The sequence below is a fragment of the Autumnicola psychrophila genome (genome assembly GCF_031846645.1).
GTDB lineage: Bacteria > Bacteroidota > Bacteroidia > Flavobacteriales > Flavobacteriaceae > Autumnicola > Autumnicola psychrophila.
Window position 1 is genome coordinate 307,852 of the sequence record NZ_JAVRHN010000005.1, and the last position, 21,838, is coordinate 329,689.

Sequence of the window (21,838 nt, forward strand, 5' to 3'; positions counted from 1 at the left end):
TGCAATTTTGAATACCTCCTCCACCTTTGTTTAGTAATGAGCACTTATCCTGTTATAGAATTCCTAAACTTTTCTCATATTACTCTCTCTACTTTTTTATACCCGTATTAATTTCTAAATTTATAAAAAACAGAATATAATGAACTATAGAAAACTGGGGAAAACAGGATTAAAAATTTCAGAAATCTCACTTGGAACATGGCAGGTAGGAGGAAAATGGGGATCGGGATTTGACGATGAAAAAGCCGATAAAATTATAAACACAGCAATAGACCAGGGTGTAAATTTTATTGATACCGCCGATGTGTATGAAGAGGGCCTAAGTGAAAAGGCAGTTGGTAGAGTCGTCCGTTCCCGGTCTGAAGAAATTTATGTGGCAACAAAATGCGGCAGACAAATTAATCCACACATAAATGAAAATTATACTCCGGAAGTTCTTACAAAGTTCGTGGAAGACAGCTTGAAAAGAACCGGACTTGAACGGCTGGACCTTGTTCAACTGCATTGCCCTCCAACAGACGTTTACTATCGTCCCGAAATTTTTGAAACTTTTGATCGGCTTAAAGATCAGGGAAAAGTCCGCAACCTGGGAGTAAGTGTCGAGAAAATTGAAGAAGGCATAAAAGCAATGGAATATGATAATGTTGCTACCGTTCAGATAATCTTCAACCTCTTCAGGCAACGTCCGTCTGAATTATTCTTTACGGAAGCCAGGAAAAAAGACATTGGAATTATCGCTCGGGTACCTTTGGCCAGTGGATTACTAACCGGAAAATTTGATTCTAACAGTCATTTTGACAAAGAAGATCACCGGAATTTCAACAGAAACGGAGAAGCTTTCGACAAAGGTGAAACTTTCGCCGGAGTAGATTTTGAGCAGGGATTAAAAGCCGTGGACGAACTAAAATCGCTTTTTCCAGATACAAAAAACCTTGCACCCATAGCTTTACAATGGATTCTTCAGTTTCAGGAGATAAGCTGTATCATTCCAGGTGCGTCTAAAGAAGATCATTTATTATCAAACACTTCAGTTTATGACCTTCCGCCGTTATCTTCGGAAAAAATTGAAAAAATGAATGCTATTTACGACAAATACATTAAGCCACAAGTGCACCAACGCTGGTAGTATTGTCGCTATAATAAGATGTCTTTAAGAGGCCGTCTGGAAATGCCAGTTTTCGTCAACTGAAGTTGTATCAGAAAATTGACAGGCTTATTTTCGGACGGCTTTTTCTTTTCCTGAAAAAGTTCAGTTAAAATCATTTCTTAAACTCTTTCACTAAAAGTGGGTATTGTATCAGCAAAGCTTTCCCTTTAAATTTACCGGAAAGATTTAGCTCATATTTTTTCGGAATTTCTTATTCCACTGAACACAAAAATTTGCTAATGCTTCTAACTTAACTTTCAGAATTAACTGAAATTAATTTGATTTATTAAGCTGATAAAATATTCCGGAGAAGAACTATCTTTCCTATTACTTTCAGCTTTAATGCCAAATATATAATTGATTTAAATTTTAATAATTGTCCGTTTGAATACTAACTAAGTTATGTCCCTTTAGCGGAATAGGAAGGTCAAACAAAGGCGTCGCGATAGCGCTTTACGTAACAATTTTACTAAAATTGTATTTGTATAAATTTAAGCTTTACCTATGTAATACGCTGTTGTAATGACATCTCAAGAAAATACTTCTACTAAAGATCTTCATATTTTAATAATTGAAGATGAAATTCTGGTTGCAGAGAATATCGCCAAAATCCTGAGTAAACAGGGAGATTATATATTTTCTATTGCGGCTAATGAGAAAGAAGCGCTAAAAATTTTCAAAAATAATCCCGTCAAACTCATTGTAAGCGATATCCACCTAAACAATAGCGCAGACGGGACCTGCATTGTGAAAAAGATACAAGGTGAACACTGGGTGCCGGTAATTTATATTTCTGCTTACACAGATAAGAGCTTCCTGGATGCTGCATTAGAAACCGAACCTGTGGTCTACCTCGTAAAACCATTCTTAGAGCGACAGTTACTGGTAGCCTTTTCTATTGCACTAAATAAAATTGAAAAGTTTGAAATGGATAATGCGGTTGCCAAACCAAGTAGCAGAGAACTTCAAATCATAGCCTTACTCACCCGTGGATTTAACAGCCGCGATATTGGAAATATTCTTTTTTTAAGCGAGCATACAATAAAAACTCAACGTAAAAATCTTCTGAAAAAATTTGACGTGGCGTCCACTTACGAATTAATTGCCCTGGCAGCCAGGCTTAAGTGGGTCAAGAATGAATAGGAAAAGATTGCAGTTTTCCCACTTCTTTAGAACATTAAGCGGGACACAGGGACTGGAAATTGAACAGAAAATTTTTAATGTGTCCTCTTTTTCCATCTCTGTTTTTGCCCTGGTGGGAACTTTTATAAATTACATTATAGGCCTTAACATGGCTGTTGTTGGACTGAGTTTTATTGGTAGTATTATCGCATTTTACTTGTTCTATTTATCAAGGTATGGGAATAAATATTCTAACCAGCTTATAAGCTACTACCTTTTAGCGATAATTGCGGTCCTGGGCGTCATGTACTTTTATAATAATGGCCTTGGCGGCACAGTGGCCTATCTCATTATTGTCCTTCTGAATGTTTTTATTCTGGTAGCACCGGCAAGATTTCAGTACAGAATTGCCGGGATTCTGTTCCTGTTTTTTACGGCTCTGCTCCTACTTGAACTCCACTTCCCAGGTTGGATTACGCCCTATTCTTCCCGTGGTGAAGCTGTAATTGACCATATGACGACGATGCTCTATTCTATGGGTTTAACGACTTATGTGATTATCAACTTCAGGAATAAGATGCTGAAGGACAGAAAGGAAATTTTGAGAAAAAATTCAGAAATCCAGAGTCAGAAGATGGAGATTGAAAGCAGGCAGCTGGAACTTCAGAAAACTATAAACGAACTACAGGAAAGAAACGCCTTCATAGAAACCCTTCTGCGGGAGTTAAGCCACCGGGTAAAAAATAATTTGCAGCTGGTAATAAGTATCCTGGATATGCAGATTATGGAAGATGAAAAATCCCAGGTACAGGAAACAAAAAACCGGCTCACCGCACTTATTCTGGTGCATCAACGGCTGTACGGACAGGAAACGGGTGTTGCTATTTTTATGCCTGATTATATTAAGGAACTTTGTGAATCTATAGAATTCTTTAATAAACCTCTGACTACTGAGAGAGAAATAATTTCCTATCATGTTGAACCCATTGATTTAAATGTTGAAAAGGTAATTTCTTTGGGACTTATTATCAACGAAATCATAACTAATTCCTTTAAACATGCATTTCACGATGCCGAACATCCGCATATTACAGTAGCTTTTAAGTTTATAGATAACCATTATCATCTTAAAATAGAAGATAACGGTTCAGGTTTTATCTATAACAAAGTAAATAGTAGGACAGGAATGTCTTTAATTAATTCCCTTACAAAGCAATTAGGCGGAAAATTAACTATAGATACTAAGCCAGGAAATGGGACGGTGTATTTTCTGAATTTTTAAATGAACAGCTGATTTTGTGAAATTCTCTAAAAAAGGAAGCCCTTAAAAAAACAATAATTCTGCTTTCCATTTCTTTCAAATCGAAGTTTAACCATTTAAAATGTTAAAATTGGCATAGACTTCAAGTTCTACAATCACTTCGGTTTAATATGTTAAAAACCTGATTGCCATCAAATTGACCCTTAACAAATGTATTAAATTAAGGTTAGCATCTATGGGTGAGCTTTTTTGTAATGTGTAAGAATTAACTATATTGTTAATAATTTAACAATATAGCATGAAAGCTGAAAACCACAAAATTTCAGAATTGTGGAGAAGAGAATACTCTTCTGAAATTATGGAATATTCGCGTTATCAAATTACTGAACAATTCGAAAGAATGGCTGCTCTTTTTGCTCCTGGAGAGTCTTATTTCTACATACTGAACATGCACAATCTGGAACTGGATTATATTTCCCCCAGTGTAGAAAATTTTATGGGTATTTCTTCTAAAGACATCAATATGGAACAACTACTTATGGCTGCGCTACCAGAAGAAGTCGAAAAGCTGGAAAAAAAAGAACTGGTAATAAAAGATTTTTTTTGTCACCATCTTAAAGCCTCAGAGATTACGAAATACAAAATTATCTATTCTTACAAAATGGTGGATCATAAAAAGAAAAACCGCATCATGCTTATGCAGGCCACCCCTATTTCTATTGCAGACAATAATACGCCAATGCACGTCTTCACAATTCACAGTGACATATCACATATTGCAGCCAATAGTACCAACAGTGTCTCTTTTGTTAATATCCACGGGGGCCAGTCTTTTTATAACGTTCCGGTAAACAAAGGGATTTTTAAACCTACTATGGGAAATGCAGAACCTTATATTTCTGCTTCTTCACTAACCAAAAGAGAAAGAGAGGTTGTAGATCTGCTCGCCCGGGGCTATAGTGCCAAACAAATCGCAGATAATTTAAACCTTTCTATCCACACCATCCACACCCATAGAAAAAATGTCCTATCTAAAAGCGGATGTAAAAATACAGCTGAACTTATTGCCGAAAGCCTGATGGCCGGAATAATATAAGAAGAAAAACCATAGGATCCTGATACACTCATTCTCCTATGGTTGGCTAATTCTCCTATTTTATACGGGCCTGGAATTCAGAAATAACATTGTTATAACTCCTTAGTACCCGGTCCCATTCCTTGTACAGGTGATCACTTTTTACACTTGTCATAGAATCTCCCGATTCTTCGCTCACAAGTTTTACTTTAAAACTAAGCGGATTTGTTGAAGATTCTTTCACAATCATCCTTGTTCGGATTGTATTTTGCTCAAAAGTTTGTAACGACCATGCTGTTCTTAAATAACCCGTTTCCTTATCGGTCATTTCAATAACATCTATATAGTTTAAGACGATTTGGTTGATTAATTTCCATGCCTGATTTTTATCCATTGTATTCACTTTGATCTCTATGTCAACATTGGCAATATCTGTCTGCACAGAAGCATCAAAAGCATCGTCGTTTCTCATCTTCACATAATGAGTTCTTGGAGGCTTAGTCATACCTTTCTGGTTGCAAAATTCTATGGTTTCGTTAAGAAAGCCCGTCTTTTTTGTCACTACTGTAACACAGGAATTTTTTGGCACCAGCACTTCTGTAGATCCTTTTCCTAATAGTTTACCATTAACATAAATTTCTGCATCTGTTTCTGAAACTCCAACCTTTACTTTTTTCTTTCCGTAGTAATTTTCATCATTGTGAGCAATACTGGTAGCAGGTAAAAGGGAAAATGAAAGCGCAAATAAAATCAAAAACGTAATTTTCTTCATAACTGAATTTTTAATAATTAATAACTGATAATTGTTGTTGTACTCCTGAAGAATTGAAGATCAAAACATCCTGTGTGTTTTTAAAAAGCAAAGCCAAGGCCAATATTTGCTATTAAGCCTTTATACAGTAGATTTTGAGGGGAAGACTCGGTATCAAAAGATTCGGTATGGGTTTCTGTATGGCCGTCATCAAACACCACTTCCATCTCGTAACTCTCTGGCAGAGAAGAAAAACTGTAGCCTATTTCTGGTCTCAGATAAAACAGACCACCAATTTTAGCTCCCAGCTTCAGATTAAAGGAGCCATGGGAAAGATCAATATCTCCCGTTCCTGAATCTGTTCTTGATGGGTCTTTAGATGCAATACCCGTTAGTACTCCTTCAATTTTTATATTACCATAACTGGCACCTACATAGAGACCCTTTCCCGGACTAAAAAGGTAGTAGTTGAGGCCACCTTCCATATAGGTGAATTCGAGCTTATCGCCGGAATCTTCGTAGCCTTCCTCCTCTTCAGGTGCAATCCAATCTGTTGAAAGCATTGAATAATCTACACTTACAGAGAGTTTGTGATCCAGCAAAGGAGTCACATACTCCACGTTGCCACCTATCAGGTTTGGAAAACCCAGTTTCACTCCAAACCTGAAGGGTCTTACCTTTGGTCTGTCTTCCTGGAAATAATACTCCTCACTCACCTCCTGCGCCGAAGCCACAGCGGAGATTATCATAAACATTGTGATAAAAGAGATTTGAATAGCTTTTTTCATATTATTCTGAATTAATTTTGTTTAGAAGTTGAGGTATTTGTTATTCTTCATTACTGTTGTAAAAATAAAAGAGGGTGCTGCTCCACACAATACCCATTTATAGTGATATTTTGTTTTTACAAAAGTGAAAAGTTAATGAGGGAGGAGGAAAAGAGTTAAAAGAGAAGAGAAAATAGAGAAGAGAAGCAGGAATCAGGAGAAAAAAGGTAAGAGGTAAAATTCAGAATTAATCTGAGCTTAGAAAATATAGCATTCTGATAATTGCAATTTTTAAGGCATGATCCAAAGGTTCAGTGATTTGTTATTTGTGCATTCGTGGTTTTATTACGTTAATAAGGGAGAGAGTTGAAACAGAGAAAAGAAAAGAGAAGCAAGAAGCAGAAGGTGAGATTCCTGGTTCACGTGGGTTTATATAATATAACAGATAATTGCCATTTTTGAGGGATAGTCTAATACGTTCAGCGGTCAACTTCAGCCCAGATCTTCGGTAAGCCTTCTTTACCCAATAAAGGATCGGTGCCAGGCAATGGCACCTCAGCAATGTTTTCATCAGCTTTGGGACGTTCGGATTCCTTTCCGTAGTTCATATCATGCTCCATACCATCGGGATAAGCCCCTACAATATGAAAATCTTCACCTCCAAGATTTTTATGGCCTACTCCAGCCGGAATAACAATAATATCTCCGGCAGTTACCTCCAGCTTCTCACCCTTTTCTCCGCCTAATTGAAGTAAAGCGCTTCCACTATAAACCCCGAGCACTTCATGAGTGTTACTATGATAATGATGATAACTAAAGACGCCATTCCTCCAGGAATTTCTCCAGTTATTCTCTAAAAAATGATGCTCAAGCCATTCCGCACCGGAACCTCCTCTTTCGGAAAAAGCATTTTTATATAACAGCAAGGGAAGCTTATTATTTGGAATGCTTCCGTCGTCCTTAAAAAAATATTTTTCTGGTTTCATAAAACTGCTTTTTTGACTGGTTTAAGCTGAAATCCCTTGAATATAGGAAACTCTCCGGAATTTCAGGAATGAAAACCAGGCTTTGATCTTACTTTAACAAAAAGAAGCAACCCCTTATTTCATACAATTGTTTGTTAATTTTCAAATTAATTCCTAACGATGAGTCTTATGTTTATCGCATTGGAAATATCTGTATCTAACCGAATAATATAAATTCCGTCAGGAAGACCAGAAACCTTGAAAAGGTACAGTCCATCATCTATTTTCGTAAGTTCTTTCTTAGGATAGGTTTTAATCTTTTGTCCGCTATACCCGTATAAAGAAATTCCGTTTAATTCTACCTGCGTATCAGACAACTGAAGATAAGCTTCTGAAGAAACAGGATTAGGGAAAATTGATGCTTTAACCTCCTCCGATTTTGCCCACTGACTCTCTTGCTCAGAACTTTCATATGCATCTAGCAAAAATTCTTCTGCTTTTTTATTTTCCAGGGATGGACCAAGAATTTCTATTCCGTTTATAAGCGGATTTTCCACATTATGAATAAATGAAATATCCAGAGTACCGTCCAGAACCTCTGCATTGTAAATCACAATTCCACCTACCTGATGACCAAACCTGCTAGAGAGGTCCAGATCATTTAGATCTGAAGGTATAATACCTTCAATTTCCACATCATAAACACGTTGACCCGGGGAGGAACTTCCTTTCCAGCCATTGCCAAAATATAGGCGCACCTCATAAATTCCCGAGGTGGACACCGGGAAAGAATAGGTCATATTGGGTGGCCCGGATTTGTCATCATAACGCTCTGAATTGTATATACCCGTAGGGGTAGTAGTAAGATCCACATCTGGATGATAGGATTTCATTCCATATTTAAGGGTGCGGTTGCCTCCAGCCTGAACCAGATAGGGCGAATTACCCCCGGAAGTATCGGCACCCCAGTCCATTTCTCCGTCAATAGCTGGAATTGCGGGGCCACCTGCGTTTACCCGATAAAGCACCACATTTTCCTGAGGTATCTCCTCCTCTTTAATTATAATTCCAAAGGTCTGCTCCACAAAATTCCCATCAGTATCTGTAGCCCGGATGGTTATGTCTGATACTGCAGGAGAAGATGGATAACTCAGAGCGAGTTTATTGTTCGTGATAACAGCACCTATTTCCGGATTTGTATTTTGTAAAGTGTAAGTGAGAATTTCATCATTATCATCAAAATAAGTATCCAGAAGTATTACTTCATCGGGAGCATTAACATATCGTTCCTGGTCTGGCAGCACTTCAGTTATAAAAGGCTCTCCTGAGAATATTGTCCAGGTAAAGCTGATTTCCACAGCATCAGAACTTTCCGCATCACTGTCGTCTACAGTGATCGTTACGTTGTAAGGGCTATAATCATGAGCATCTGAAGCAATTACTCCCGAAATAGCTCCTGTGGCAGCGTCTATAGTAACACCTTCTGGCGCACCTGTCATGGAATAGATTAGTGTTCCATCCCCACCTGTGGCTGTGACGCCAAAGCTGCCATCCAGTTCATCTCCAACAAGATTTCCCTGAGAAGCAATTGGAGCCATTTCAATAGGAATACCTGCAGGATCGTAAATCACACTTACCTCAAAAGTCTGCTCCACAAAATTCCCATCAGTATCTGTAGCCCGGATGGTTATGTCTGATACCGCAGGAGAAGATGGATAACTCAGAGCGAGTTTATTACCCGTGATAACAGCTCCTATTTCCGGATTTGTGTTTTGTAAAGTGTAAGTGAGAATTTCATCATTATCATCAAAATAGGTATCCAGAAGTATTTCTTCATCGGGAGCATTAACATATCGTTCCAGATCGGGCATCACTTCAGTTATAAAAGGCTCTCCTGAGAATATTGTCCAGGTGAAACTGATTTCCACAGTATCAGAACTTTCTTCATCACTATCATCTACATTGACAAGGACGTTGTAAGGACTAAATTTATGAGCATCTGAAGCAATTGTTCCTCCTATCTGGCCGTTGGTTGGCTCAATAACTAAACCTGAAGGTGCACCGGTCATTGAATACTTCAAATTACCCTCACCACCACTGGCAGAAACTACCAGGCTACCGTCCAGTTCCTCTCCGGAAATATTAACTTGATCCTCCAGGTCTGCCACTATAATCGGATTACCTCCTGAAACACCAAGGATTTCTATTCCATTTATAAGCGGATTTTCCACATGATGAATAAATGATATATCCAGAGCACCGTCAAGAACCTCTGCATTGTAAATCACGATTCCACCTACCTGATGACCAAACCTGCCAGAGAGGTCCAGATCATTTAGATCTGAAGGTATAATACCTTCAATTTCCACATCATATACACGTTGACCAGGGGAGGAACTACCATTCCATCCATTGCCAAAGTACAAACGAACCTGATAAAATCCTGGTGCGGAAACGGGGAAAGAATAGGTCATATTGGGTGGACCGGATTTGTCATCATAACGCTCTGAATTGTATATACCCGTAGGGGTAGTAGTAAGATCCACATCTGGATGATAGGATTTCATTCCATATTTAAGGGTTCGGTTGCCTCCAGCCTGAACCAGATAGGGCGAATTACCCCCGGAAGTATCGGCACCCCAGTCCATTTCTCCGTCAATAGCTGGAATTGCAGGGCCACCTGTGTTTACCCGATAAAGCACCATATTTTCCTGAGGTATCTCCTCCTCTTTAATTATAATTCCAAAGGTCTGCTCCACAAAATTCCCATCAGTATCTGTAGCCCGAATTGTTAGGTTTGATACTGCAGGAGAAGATGGATAACTCAGAGCGAGTTTATTACCCGTGCTAACAGCTCCTATTTCCGGATTTGTGTTTTGTAAAGTGTAAGTGAGAATTTCATCATTATCATCAAAATAGGTATCCAGAAGTATTTCTTCATCGGGAGCACCAATATATCGTTCGATATCCTGTATAATTTTAGCAATAACAGGCTCTCCTGAGAGTATTGTCCAGATGAAGCTGATTTCCACAGCATCAGAACTTTCCGCATCACTGTCGTCTACAGTGATCGTTACGTTGTAAGGGCTATAATTATGAGCATCTGAAGCAATTACTCCCGAAATAGCTCCTGTGGCAGCGTCTATAACAACACCTTCTGGCGCACCAGTCATGGAATAGATCAGTGTTCCATCCCCACCTGTGGCTGTAACACTAAAACTTCCATCCAGTTCATCTCCAACAAGGTTTTCCTGAGAAGCAATTGGAGCCATTTCAATAGGATTACCTGCAGGATCGTAAATCACACTTACCTCAAAGGTCTGCTCCACAAAATTCCCATCAGTATCTGTAGCCCGAATGGTTATGTCTGATACCGCAGGAGAAGATGGATAGGTAAGAGCGAGTTTGTTGCCTGTAACAACAGCACCTATTTCCGGATTTGTGGTTTGCAAAGTGTAAGTGAGAATTTCATCATTATCATCAAAATAGGTATCCAGAAGTATTTCTTCATCGGGAGCATTAACATATCGTTCCAGATCGGGCATCACTCCAGCAACAACAGGTTCTCCTGAGAATATTGTCCAGGTGAAGCTGATTTCCACAGCATCAGAACTTTCTGCATCACTGTCGTCTACAGTAATCGTTACGTTATAAGGGCTATAATTATGAGCATCTGAAGCAATTACTCCCGAAATAGCTCCTGTGGCAGCGTCTATAGTAACACCTTCTGGCGCACCTGTCATGGAATAGATTAGTGTTCCATCCCCACCTGTGGCTGTGACAATAAAACTTCCATCCAGTTCATCTCCAACAAGATTTTCCTGAGAAGCAATTGGAGCCATTTCAATAGGAATACCTGTTGAATCATCTATTACCCTGATTTGGAAAATCTGTTCAGTATAATTCCCATGATGATCGGTAGCCCGAATAGTAATATCTGATTCCGCAGTTGAGGAAGGATAATTAATAGTAAGGATATTGCCATTTATGACGGGCTCCACTTCAGTATCAGTATTTTTCTCAATTGTATAGCTTAAGTTCTCCACACCACCATTATCATCAAAAAAAGTGTCTAAAAGCAATTCGTCAGCCGAAGCATTAATATTTCGTTGCAGATCTGGTATTGCCTGAACAATCTCCGGTTTGCCAGAAGTTACCACCCACTTAAAATTAACAACCTCAGCATCGTCGGTTTTATTATCTGCATCATCTACAACCACCATGACTGTATAGGGACTGTTTAAATATGCATCGATATCAATATTTCCTGAGATTCTTCCGGTAGCTGAATCCATAGTTAAACCTTGTGGCGCCCCTGTCATGGTATAATTTAAAGCTCCATCCCCTCCATCAGCCAAGATCTGAAGGCCGTTTTCCATTTCCTCTCCGGAAGGATTGATCTGGTCGTCTACTTTAGTGACTATAACTGGATTTCCTTCTGAAATCTTTAGAATTTCGATCCCATTTAAAAGCGGATTTTCCACATGATGAATAAATGATATATCTATAGCTCCGTCAGTTACCAAAACATCATAGAGAACCGCCCCACCAATCTGATGACCAAACCTGGCGGAAAGATCCACTTTGTTTAAGTCTGAAGGTGTAACTCCTTCAATTTTTACATCAAAAACACGCTGCCCCGGGGCAGAACTTCCGCTCCAGCCGTTTCCACAATAGAGTCTAACCTGGTAAAACCCGGCTGTATTTACCGGAAATGAATAGGTCATATTTGGTTCTCCCGACTTGTCATCAAACCTTTCTGTATTAAATATGGTCTTAGGGGTAGTGGCCAAATCCACACCCGAATCATATCCGGTCATTCCAAAAATCATGGTACGGTTACCGCCGGGTTGAGACAGGTAAGGAGATTGATTTACAGAAGTGTCGCCGCTCCAATCCATCTCTGCATCTATGGAAGTTATTACCGGACCACCCGCATTTACCCTATAAAGTACCGGCTTTTTCTCAGAATCTGGATCTACAGCTTTCACCTTAAAAGTTTGCTCTGTAAATTTCCCCTCAGCATCGGTTGCACGGATAATTATACCCGCTATCGTGGGAATGGAAGGATGACCAATAATTAAATTATTCTCTGAAATTACTGTAGAAACTTTTAAATTGGTATTACCCTGAACAGAATAAGTTAGATTCTCTACACCATTATTGTCATTAAAGAAATTATTCAAGTCTATATTACTTTCTTCCCCATTTAAATTAACTTCCATATCGGGGATCTGTTTTACCACATAAGGATTATCTACTGTAACATTTAAGAAATCCCAGGTTCCTTCAACCTCCACACCTTCTGCATTTGAAGAACCAATAAGACCCACTGCCAGATCGATACCTCTTTGCTGAATGGCATCAAGAATAGCCCCTTCAGCATAAATACTTCCAACTTCACGGCGTACATCCGAATCCGAATCCATGGAATACTCCAGCCTGATTAAACCTGTAGAGGGATCTATTATAAAAAATAAAGAAGCTCCCGATTCCGGTCGCTCTTCAACAGCAATATCATAATTTATTGGTGCACCGGGAATGTCATTTACCTCCTGTTGCACTCTTATTCCTCCGGGAGTAAAAACAAATTTGATGTAGTTACTTTGTGAACCATCACCTATAAAGATTCCCAGCTCACCATTTGGCGCATGAGAGTTTCCATACAATTGAAGCGGTGCATTAAAATTAAATAAACCACCCGCCACAGTAAAGATGCCGGTCGTAAAATTTGTCTGCACCCCGTACTGGAAAGCTTTTTCCTGTGTATTATTGCTTCCATGCGCCGTCCCTGAAGTCATTTGCATGGTCATGGCACCAATAGCCCCACCAAGAATATCATTTGGATTTGGATCATTGGGATCGTCCCGGCGATCCAGCCAGTTTAACCAGTTTGGGTTAGAATCGCCGTTGTTCATTAATCCTGTAAGACCAAGTCCCATATAACCATTCAGATTAGTATTACTGGAAAAGAGTTGGTTTGTTACTGGAAGTACAAAGGCGTCACTGCCTTCTTTAGAGGGATCTCCCAGCTGAAAAGGATCATCCTTATCCGGAATTCCATCATTATCATCATCTGGATCATTTAAGTCTGAAATCATTAATCCGTCTGAAGATTTGTCGAAATCTCCCGGCTGGGAAGCTCCGTTACAGGGATCTGTACCATTATCAAATTCATCCTGATTGGTATATCCATCAAAGTCGTTATCTGCTAATGGGTCATAATCATCTTCAGGAGAGAGTTCACAGTTTATAAAATCCTGCGGCTCTAAAACCACCAGTTTCCCTCCCAAAGTCGCCACCCAGATTGTACCGGGAAAAGGATCGTTATCACTATTACAGGTTACTCCCAGTGCATCCCCTCCTATTCCTGAGGCAAAGGATGGGGTTAATTTTTCAAGAGTTCCATCCGCTTTTAACTCCACTCGTCTCAACACACCGGTATTAACGCCCGCTATTAAGTCGCCTTTCATGGAACCATCAAAATTTGATGCAGTATACTCATCTATCCCATTGGTATTAGTTCCCCAGATAGTGACCAGAACATCCTTCTCTCCATCTGGATTGAGATCTCCAGGAGAGCGATTATCTCCCTCTACAGAATTAGCTTTTAAAACCGGAGGCCAGTCGGCCGGTAAAGCAAGATGAGGATCTGAAGTATAACCTGCTGAAGTTGGGTTTGGGTGGTATTTCAAGGTACGAAACACTGCGCCTGTTGTTCCGGTACCAGCAGGATTGGTATATAAACCTGCTCCATGAGGATTAGCCCGTATGGGAGTACAGTGACCTCCATAAAAACTTCCGAATTGATAATTTTGAATATCCTGCGTTACCAGGGTTAAATGATCCTTATTATTGATCTTTTCTCCATTACTAAAAGAAGTACTTCCCGGTTCGGCAGGATCGTAATTGTTGTTGACATTTGCTGTTCCTTCATTTACAGGAAAACCTCCCCAGCCTCCATTCGCACCATTATCTGTAACATAAACAGCACCGCTTTCGGTAATGACCAGATCATAGGCATTACGGTAACCGGGAGAAAAAATTTGGACCGGTCCACCTTCAACAATTTTCGCCTGGTTTAGGCCATCATTGCCCCCAAAGGGATCGTTAATATCAATTCCGTCATAAGCAGGATCATCGGGATCTGTAATTCCATTGATATTCGGACGGGTAGGATCATCTACCGTGGGGAGATCATATATGTATTTTCTCCCATTATCTTCCTGAACAGGCATATTTTCGAGCATGCTAAGGTTCACCGAAAGAATAGCGGCAGAGAGCGCATACTCTGTAGTATGTGCAAAGTTAACCGAAGGGCTTCCACCATTAGTATGCCCTCCCTGTGCAACAATCAGATAATCCTCACCTTTAATGGTGCGGAATTCCATACCGTTAGTAGCGTGGTTTTCTTCAGACCTGGGGAGACCACGTACGATATCCACCACATCCCAACCTGTACCATTCCAACTGAAGCGGGTAATGATTCCGGAGTTGGTATCCAGATCCACATCGCCACTGCCACCTCCTCCACCGCCACCTATACGAAAATCGCTGGAAGCCACATAGATCACCGGGTGCTCTGATGTACCTGTAACGGTAAGACCTACTGTCTCTCTATAAGTCGAAGAAAAAGAAGTTCCATCATCATTGTAATTTGGAATACTCTGGATTTGCTGTAATATCTCTACATCAGTAACCATATAATCCCCTGGACCCGTACGCTCGAGGGATAGGATTTTGATCTCACCTGTATATTCGGCTACGTAGAGACGCTCATCTGGTCCAAACATGAGAGAAGTACCGTTATTGAGTTTTCCTTTTCCATTAAAATTCAGCTCTTTTTGCGAAAAACTCTGCGCGTTAACATTATAAAAATGGAAAAACAGGATCAGTAATGTGATAATAATGGAGTATGTGAGACGCTCGTAATTTTGCTCCATAACAAAAATATTTAGGTTAGACAGATTCGAATATGAAGATGAAAGTGCTTCAGAAATAACTGTTATTAAGACTTCACGAAAGGCAATTCATCTAAAGACCTTATACACTATAATTTTTAATGGGGAAAAATTTCGCGAAATATCCTTTAGGAAGGGGTAGGACAAACGACGTACACGGCATTATGTAAGAAAAACATTTTCTAATCGGAAGAACTGAAGATAGGGTACAGATTAATCCTTCATCTAAGATAGGAATTTGTAGAAATAGTTAGCACTATTTTCGATGAACAACCTGAAATTTAGATAAACTAAATTTTCCTCGTTATACGAAGAATATTCCTATTAATTAGTTTTCAATTTCTTACGATTTGTATTTTAAACAGCGAATATCTATTACCCCGGGCATAAAAACTGCCATTTAAGAGTAGAATTTCTGAAGAGAAGGAATGTTAAAATATGCAGATGTATCACCTCCAAAACTAGGTGCGGCAATTGCCAAATTTCGACCTGCAGTTTCCAGCTCAACGGGATAACTGAGAAAAACTCCTTCAGATTGTTTATGGCTTCTTCAGATCTTTTGAAGAATTTTCGGAAAATTTTAGATAAGAATGCTGCTGCAGCCATTTTTCCAGTGTCGCAGGCCAATATTGTTGGGTGCCATCATGTCCCAAACCAAATCCATGGCCTCCTTTTTCATAAATATGAAGTTCTACGGGTACATTTCTTTCTTTTAAGGCACTGTAGTAAACAAGGCTGTTTTCCACAGGCACTGCCTGATCATCTGTGGCATGGACGAGAAAAGTTGGCGGAGTTTGTTCTGTTACGAGGTTTTCATTTGAAAATTGTTGAATTACATCTTCTGAAGGTGCAGTTCCTAAGAGATTTTCACGCGAACCAAAATGAGTATAAGCATCCAGCATGGAGATTACCGGATAAATAAGTATACTAAAATTAGGGCGTGCAGAGACTTCAGCGATTTCAGAATACAAATCTTCTGCGAACCGCGTGGAGAGACTTGCAGCCAGGTGTCCCCCTGCCGAAAATCCGATAACCCCTATTTTTTGCGGATCTATCTTATATTTTTCGGCGTTCTGCCTTACTTTTTTGATCGCCTGCCGTGCATCAGTTAAAGGAGCAAGCGATTTTTCCTTCATAATTTCATCGGAAGGTAGCCGGTACTTTAGAACGAAAGCAGTTATCCCGATTTTATTAAACCAGTGAGCAACTTTACTCCCTTCTGCCTGTACCGCGAGGTGCCCGTATCCCCCGCCCGGAAAAATAAGGACAGCCGTGCCATTGCGCTCTTTGGGATAAAATACGCTGAGGGTGGGATTGGAGACTTTTCTGATACGTTTAAGGTTTCCTTCGGTGTCAATTTCAGGTTGCTCTTTATAGTTTTCTGAAGTTATTGCAGCGGGAATAGCTTCATCATAAAGATTTATTACCTCATCTTGTGCAAAGCCGGTGCTAAAACTGCACATAGTGATGAATGTGCAAAAAAGACTATGCTTTAAAATGCTTAATTTCTTCATTATACCTTTTTCTATTCAGCAGGAATGACTGAATTATAGCCAATTTATACAGAAAGACTTAATTCCCCTCTAAATATACCAATTACAGTCAATTTTTGCTGCTGAACCATGGTTTATACAGATTTTTCAGCTGTAATAGCTACATTTTGGCCTTCAAAAGCACATTTTCTCTTCTTTTAAAAAATTTTTCCTGCTGAAATTTCTTCAGTAAAAAACCTATTCCGAAGAAAATAAGAGGCAGCCCAAAAATGGCAATTATCGACCTTTAGTTGACCTCTTTACCTTTATGGAATTCGGAAATTTGAAATTATACATTAACTTAAGCCCTTCTAAAAAATTATCTATGCTACAAGAGCTCAATAATGCTTACGGGTTTATTTTTGAAAAGGAACTGCTTGAGGAAATTTCTAAAACGGGCATTTTAAAATCTGCCAGGGAAGGTGAGATTATTATGGATATAGGTAATTATATTACTTCTATGCCTTTACTTCTGGAGGGAGCGATTAAAATTTTACGTGAAGATAAAGAAGGTAATGAATTATTGCTTTATTTCCTGGAACGAGGTGACACCTGTGCTCTTACTCTTTCCTGCTGCCTTGGCCAGACCAAGAGCGAGATAAGAGCAGTAGCCGAAAAGGATACACAATACATCCTGGTGCCCATTGCAAAGATTGAGGAATGGACCACCATGTTTAAAAGCTGGAGAAATTTTGTTTTTGAAAGTTACCAGTCCCGGCTATCAGAAATGCTTGAAACTATAGACACCTTAGCATTTATGAACATGGACCAGCGCCTGCTACGCTACCTTCAGGACAAAGCCAAAATAAATCAATCGCAGGAATTACAGGTCACACATCAGCAAATAGCTTATGATTTAAACACCTCGCGAGTGGTTATTTCAAGATTATTAAAAAAACTTGAACTGGAGGGGAAAATTCTTCTGCAACGCAATCATCTGGTGGTTTATGATCTCTAAGCTCAAGTCTGTAACTTTTGTTACTGCCAGATGAGCGATTGAAAATTACTTTTGCACTGAATAAAACAAAAAAATGGAATTAATGGATTTCCTGGGATATTTAGGTGCGTTGGTAATTGGGATTGTACTTGGACTTATTGGAGGTGGGGGCTCAATTCTCACGGTACCCGTGCTGGTTTACCTGTTAGCGGTAAATCCCGTTACAGCAACAGCATATTCCCTTTTTGTGGTAGGAACATCATCTCTTGTAGGAGCGGTCAATTTTATGAAGAAGAAATTGGTGGATTTCCGTACTGCAATTGTGTTTTCCATTCCAGCTTTTATAGCTGTATATAGTACAAGGAAGTTTCTTGTTCCTGCAATACCAGAACAAATTTTCACGCTATGGGGCTTTGAAGTAACCAAGAGTATCGGGATCATGTTGTTTTTCGCAATTATTATGGTCGTGGCATCCATTTCAATGATCAGAGATAATGGTAAAAACAAAGTGAAGGGATCTAAAGTAGAATATAACTATCCGCTAATTGTCATTGAAGGGATAGTAGTGGGAATGCTTACAGGGATTGTAGGTGCCGGTGGTGGATTTTTAATCATTCCTGCCCTTGTGCTGCTGGCAAAATTACCAATGAAAAAAGCTGTTGCAACTTCCCTCCTTATTATAGCGATAAAATCTCTTATTGGTTTTATCGGGGATGTGCAGAACCTGGATATAGACTGGAATTTTCTTTTAATTTTTTCAGGCCTTTCCATCCTTGGGATTTTTATTGGAGGGTATTTAAATAAGTTTATTGATGGTGAAAAACTTAAAAAGAGCTTTGGATGGTTTGTTCTTGTAATGGGAATATATATTATCTGGAAAGAATTATCTTAAGTATTCTTTTTAAGCTTCAAAATTTTGAATCCACAGAAGCACTGCAAAGGCTTAAGTTGAAGCAGTTGAATTTGTTAGCAATGAATTGTGTAACAAATGTTACTGCATAATGCTCATTTTGAAGGTATTTTTGCAGTAGTAAATATTAAAGGAAATGGCGGAGTGCATTTCTGAATTAGAATTAACTTGAATTGAAAGAGATGAAAATAGAACAATTTAAAGACGAACCATTGGCTCATTATTCTTATGCTATTGTAAGTGAAGGCGAAATGGCTTTAGTTGATCCCAGCAGAAATCCGCGGCAATACTACAAGTTTGCGGAAGAGCATAACGCCAAAATTGTAGCAGTATTTGAGACCCACCCTCACGCAGATTTTGTAAGCGGACATTTACAAATCCACAAAGAAACCGGTGCTACTATCTATATAAGCGAACATGTAGGAGTAAGTTATCCGCACGAAACTTTTGATGAAGGGCAGAGTACGAAAATTGGCAAAATTACTATCCGACCCTTACATACGCCGGGGCACTCCCCGGACAGTTTAACTTTCGTGGCCGAAGAAGGTGGCAAAACGGCTTTATTTACTGGCGATACGCTCTTTATTGGCAATGTGGGCCGACCTGATCTTCGGGAAAAAGCCGGAAATATGACTGCTAAACGAGTGGAACTGGCCAAAGCCATGTATAACACCATGCAAACAAAATTTAATGATCTGCCAGATAGCGCATTGGTGTATCCTGCGCATGGAGCAGGATCTTTATGTGGTAAGAATATGAGTGCTTCACCTTCCAGCACTTTAGGAGATGAGCGCATGGGAAACTGGGCATTTAAGGATCAGACTGAAGAAGAGTTTGTAGAAGAGATCCTTAAAGATCAGCCATTTATACCCTCATATTTTGGATTTAACGTAGATCTTAACCGCAATGGTGCCGGAAATGTACAGCAGGAAAAATACCGTGTACCTCTAAAAATAGCTGCAGATAAAGTTGAAGAAGGAATTAAAGTGGTAGATGTAAGGGATGAAGCTGCTTACAAAAATGGACATTTGCCGGACAGCATTAACATTATGTCACGTACAGAAAGTGACAAATACGAAACCTGGCTGGGAGCAATTATTGAACCTAATGAGCCGTTCTATCTTGCCGTGAGCTCTGTAGAAGATATTGATGAACTGCTTGAAAGGACAGCCAAAATTGGCTATGAGAAACAAATGAAAGGAGTAGTTACGCTAAGCGAGAAGGTCTCAGGGAAATCAGATGAATTTGATCTGGAAAACTTTAAAAACAACAAAGAGGATTACACAATTGTAGATATTAGGAACGAAAGTGAACTCGCAGAAGGCAAAATTTTTGATAACGCTATAGGAATTCCGCTGAACGAATTGAGAGACCGTGCAAATGAGTTACCAAATGACAAATCTTTTGTTGTGCATTGTGCGGGTGGATATCGTTCGGCTGCCGGAAGCAGTATACTGGAGAACAGGTTTAAAGATCAAAAGGTTTTTGATCTTAGCGAAGCAATTCAGGAATTCAAATAAAACAGGATATAGCTTTTTATTAAGATACTGCGGAAGCACATGGATATCAAGTAGATCTTGAGTGGAAAATGGACAGAAAAGGAGAAATTTCTTCTCCGGGTGCTTAATGAGAAAATAGAAGTTAAAACTCCGCCCGAATTTCCAAAAGGAGTGGCAGGAAGTTCATTTGGAACGAACATAATTATTTCACGAAAACAGCCTGTTTAATGCTTTGAAGCAACAAATTAATCCCGAATTCTATAGTGGTATTCGGGATTAAATAATTTTATGCTCACGTCCATTCTCCTCAATAATTTTTAAGTATCCTGCGGAAAATTATCTAAGCTAATCTTTCAATAACACTCTTGAGTTTGGATCGCACCTCCCCGGCTATGTCTCCCAGCTCTTTATTTCCAACAGCACTCATGGATGCAACGGGATCGACGGCAGCAATCTCAGTTTTACCCTCTTCTGTCTCCTGGACGATAACATTACAGGGTAACATCGTTCCAATTTTGCTTTCTTCAGAAATAGCTTTGTGCGCCATTTCAGGATTACATGCCCCCAGAATTCTATATTTCCTAAAATTTACATCCAGTTTCTTTTTAAAAGTTTCCTTAACGTCAATTTCAGTAAGAATTCCAAAGCCTTCTTCTTTCAGACCCCTGGTAACTTTATCTATTGCGTCTTCAAATGAATCATTGAGGACTTTTGAAAAATAATAACTCATAATTTAAGTTTTTGATTTAATGTAATTTACTTTTTCCATTCGTTGTAAAGAAGCATTTACTAGAATAAATTATTGTAACATATGTTACTGTGCAATGATTAAAATCATGTTTACTTTGCAGCCTATAAATAATATAATATATGAACTGGATTTTAGAACCTTGGCCGTGGTATGTTTCGGGGCCGCTTATTGCCGGAATAATGTTTTTGTTACTGTTTGGAGGTAAAACCTTCGGAATGTCGTCCAACCTGCGCACCATGTGTAGTATAGGAGGTGCCGGAAGAAAATCAGATTTTTTTGCATTCGACTGGAGATCGCAGCGATGGAACCTGGTAGTCGTAGCAGGAGCGATTACCGGCGGATTTATAGCTGCAAATTTTTTAAGCAGCGATACTGCTGTAGCTATAAATCCTGATACTATTTCCACCCTAGAAAACCTGGGATTTGAGAGTGCAGGAGAGGCTTATCTTCCAAATGAACTTTTTGCAACAGATGCTTTATCAGATCCTAAATCGCTAATCATTCTGCTTACAGGCGGACTGTTAATTGGATTTGGCGCGAGATATGCCGGTGGATGTACTTCAGGACACGCCATTTCCGGTCTTAGCAACCTGCAGTTACCCTCACTTACCGCTGTAATCGGATTTTTTATTGGTGGTCTTGTAATGATTCACCTATTGTTTCCTTTAATTTTTTAAGAAATATGAAGTATTTAAAATTTTTATTGATTGGGATTATCTTTGGGATTGTAATGTTTAAAAGTGAAGCCGCATCCTGGTTCAGGATTTATGAAATGTTTCAGTTTCAGTCCTTTCACATGTATGGTATTATGGGTTCTGCGCTGGCACTGGGCGTGCTGGGCACTTACCTTATTAAGAAGTACAAGTTAAAGTCAATAGACGGGAAAATTATTCAGTTTACTCCGAAGGAAAAAAGCTTTAGCAGGTATATGTATGGCGGGATCATTTTTGGACTCGGCTGGGCACTTGCCGGTTCCTGCCCCGGCCCTATTTATACGTTAATCGGGGCTGGATATGCCTCTATTCTGGTGGTGCTTTTGGGCGCTTTATTGGGAACTTTTATTTATGGACTTCTACGGGATAAATTGCCGCATTAGAATTAAACCAACCTCTATAAATGGCAAATATCGGGCATCATAATATAATCTTATCCAATAGAAG

At 39.3% G+C, this 21,838-nt stretch carries 15 protein-coding genes; 9 read left to right on the top strand and 6 right to left on the bottom strand.

The window, feature by feature from the left end:
• Positions 1 to 139: 139 nt before the first annotated feature.
• The 4 genes from RM541_RS08710 to RM541_RS08725 all read left to right on the top strand — a co-directional run bounded on the left by RM541_RS08710 (position 140) and on the right by RM541_RS08725 (position 4,626).
• Positions 140 to 1,126, top strand: coding sequence for an aldo/keto reductase (locus RM541_RS08710; RefSeq protein WP_311499767.1), 987 nt, complete (start codon positions 140 to 142; stop codon positions 1,124 to 1,126).
• A gap of 543 nt (positions 1,127 to 1,669) precedes the next feature.
• Positions 1,670 to 2,290, top strand: coding sequence for a DNA-binding response regulator (locus RM541_RS08715; protein WP_311499768.1), 621 nt, complete (start codon positions 1,670 to 1,672; stop codon positions 2,288 to 2,290).
• Positions 2,283 to 3,551 carry a sensor histidine kinase gene (locus tag RM541_RS08720; protein WP_311499769.1) on the top strand — a complete coding sequence of 423 codons (1,269 nt, stop codon included), beginning with the start codon at positions 2,283 to 2,285 and terminating at the stop codon, positions 3,549 to 3,551. The genes RM541_RS08715 and RM541_RS08720 overlap by 8 nt, the downstream gene beginning before the upstream one ends.
• Before the next feature lie 277 nt (positions 3,552 to 3,828).
• Entirely contained in the window at positions 3,829 to 4,626 is a 798-nt protein-coding gene (locus RM541_RS08725; RefSeq protein ID WP_311499770.1) for a response regulator transcription factor, read from the top strand.
• A 55-nt stretch (positions 4,627 to 4,681) separates the two neighbouring features.
• On the opposite strand, the gene RM541_RS08730 is transcribed toward RM541_RS08725, so the two are convergent.
• The 5 genes from RM541_RS08730 to RM541_RS08750 form a co-directional block, all read right to left on the bottom strand.
• The gene (locus RM541_RS08730; RefSeq protein WP_311499771.1) at positions 4,682 to 5,377 is read right to left on the bottom strand and encodes a hypothetical protein; all 696 of its coding nucleotides are present in this window, start codon (positions 5,375 to 5,377) and stop codon (positions 4,682 to 4,684) included.
• Positions 5,378 to 5,457: 80 nt separating this feature from the next.
• Entirely contained in the window at positions 5,458 to 6,144 is a 687-nt protein-coding gene (locus RM541_RS08735) for a hypothetical protein (protein ID WP_311499772.1), read from the bottom strand.
• A 458-nt stretch (positions 6,145 to 6,602) separates the two neighbouring features.
• Positions 6,603 to 7,109 carry a cupin domain-containing protein gene (locus RM541_RS08740; protein ID WP_311499773.1) on the bottom strand — a complete coding sequence of 169 codons (507 nt, stop codon included), beginning with the start codon at positions 7,107 to 7,109 and terminating at the stop codon, positions 6,603 to 6,605.
• Positions 7,110 to 7,255: 146 nt separating this feature from the next.
• Entirely contained in the window at positions 7,256 to 15,031 is a 7,776-nt protein-coding gene (locus RM541_RS08745; protein ID WP_311499774.1) for a putative Ig domain-containing protein, read from the bottom strand.
• A 557-nt stretch (positions 15,032 to 15,588) separates the two neighbouring features.
• Positions 15,589 to 16,563 (bottom strand): alpha/beta hydrolase, encoded by a 975-nt coding sequence (locus RM541_RS08750; RefSeq protein ID WP_311499775.1) that lies wholly within the window; start codon positions 16,561 to 16,563, stop codon positions 15,589 to 15,591.
• Positions 16,564 to 16,906: 343 nt separating this feature from the next.
• Here RM541_RS08750 and RM541_RS08755 point away from each other — a divergent pair, with 343 nt between their 5' ends.
• From RM541_RS08755 to RM541_RS08765, 3 genes are all read left to right on the top strand, one after another.
• Positions 16,907 to 17,539 carry a Crp/Fnr family transcriptional regulator gene (locus RM541_RS08755; protein ID WP_311499776.1) on the top strand — a complete coding sequence of 211 codons (633 nt, stop codon included), beginning with the start codon at positions 16,907 to 16,909 and terminating at the stop codon, positions 17,537 to 17,539.
• A gap of 73 nt (positions 17,540 to 17,612) precedes the next feature.
• Positions 17,613 to 18,410, top strand: a complete 798-nt coding sequence (locus RM541_RS08760) for a sulfite exporter TauE/SafE family protein (protein ID WP_311499777.1) — start codon at positions 17,613 to 17,615, stop codon at positions 18,408 to 18,410.
• 200 nt (positions 18,411 to 18,610) lie between these two features.
• Complete coding sequence (locus RM541_RS08765; RefSeq protein WP_311499778.1) at positions 18,611 to 19,948, top strand: MBL fold metallo-hydrolase; 1,338 nt, start codon at positions 18,611 to 18,613, stop codon at positions 19,946 to 19,948.
• A 319-nt stretch (positions 19,949 to 20,267) separates the two neighbouring features.
• Here the strand turns inward: RM541_RS08765 and RM541_RS08770 are convergent, their stop codons facing one another.
• Positions 20,268 to 20,657 (bottom strand): DUF302 domain-containing protein, encoded by a 390-nt coding sequence (locus RM541_RS08770; RefSeq protein WP_311499779.1) that lies wholly within the window; start codon positions 20,655 to 20,657, stop codon positions 20,268 to 20,270.
• 140 nt (positions 20,658 to 20,797) lie between these two features.
• On the opposite strand from RM541_RS08770, the gene RM541_RS08775 reads away from it, so the two are divergent.
• Both RM541_RS08775 and RM541_RS08780 read left to right on the top strand, forming a co-directional pair.
• Complete coding sequence (locus tag RM541_RS08775) at positions 20,798 to 21,355, top strand: YeeE/YedE family protein (RefSeq protein WP_311499780.1); 558 nt, start codon at positions 20,798 to 20,800, stop codon at positions 21,353 to 21,355.
• A 5-nt stretch (positions 21,356 to 21,360) separates the two neighbouring features.
• Positions 21,361 to 21,774, top strand: a complete 414-nt coding sequence (locus tag RM541_RS08780; RefSeq protein WP_311499781.1) for a DUF6691 family protein — start codon at positions 21,361 to 21,363, stop codon at positions 21,772 to 21,774.
• Positions 21,775 to 21,838 lie beyond the last annotated feature (64 nt).

Bases quoted from the DNA above. Each gene is read 5' to 3' on its own strand.
- RM541_RS08710 (WP_311499767.1), top strand. From the start codon at position 140: ATGAACTATAGAAAACTGGGGAAAACAGGATTAAAAATTTCAGAAATC.
- RM541_RS08715 (WP_311499768.1), top strand. From the start codon at position 1,670: ATGACATCTCAAGAAAATACTTCTACTAAAGATCTTCATATTTTAATA.
- RM541_RS08720 (WP_311499769.1), top strand. From the start codon at position 2,283: ATGAATAGGAAAAGATTGCAGTTTTCCCACTTCTTTAGAACATTAAGC.
- RM541_RS08725 (WP_311499770.1), top strand. From the start codon at position 3,829: ATGAAAGCTGAAAACCACAAAATTTCAGAATTGTGGAGAAGAGAATAC.
- RM541_RS08730 (WP_311499771.1), bottom strand. From the start codon at position 5,377: ATGAAGAAAATTACGTTTTTGATTTTATTTGCGCTTTCATTTTCCCTT.
- RM541_RS08735 (WP_311499772.1), bottom strand. From the start codon at position 6,144: ATGAAAAAAGCTATTCAAATCTCTTTTATCACAATGTTTATGATAATC.
- RM541_RS08740 (WP_311499773.1), bottom strand. From the start codon at position 7,109: ATGAAACCAGAAAAATATTTTTTTAAGGACGACGGAAGCATTCCAAAT.
- RM541_RS08745 (WP_311499774.1), bottom strand. From the start codon at position 15,031: ATGGAGCAAAATTACGAGCGTCTCACATACTCCATTATTATCACATTA.
- RM541_RS08750 (WP_311499775.1), bottom strand. From the start codon at position 16,563: ATGAAGAAATTAAGCATTTTAAAGCATAGTCTTTTTTGCACATTCATC.
- RM541_RS08755 (WP_311499776.1), top strand. From the start codon at position 16,907: ATGCTACAAGAGCTCAATAATGCTTACGGGTTTATTTTTGAAAAGGAA.
- RM541_RS08760 (WP_311499777.1), top strand. From the start codon at position 17,613: ATGGAATTAATGGATTTCCTGGGATATTTAGGTGCGTTGGTAATTGGG.
- RM541_RS08765 (WP_311499778.1), top strand. From the start codon at position 18,611: ATGAAAATAGAACAATTTAAAGACGAACCATTGGCTCATTATTCTTAT.
- RM541_RS08770 (WP_311499779.1), bottom strand. From the start codon at position 20,657: ATGAGTTATTATTTTTCAAAAGTCCTCAATGATTCATTTGAAGACGCA.
- RM541_RS08775 (WP_311499780.1), top strand. From the start codon at position 20,798: ATGAACTGGATTTTAGAACCTTGGCCGTGGTATGTTTCGGGGCCGCTT.
- RM541_RS08780 (WP_311499781.1), top strand. From the start codon at position 21,361: ATGAAGTATTTAAAATTTTTATTGATTGGGATTATCTTTGGGATTGTA.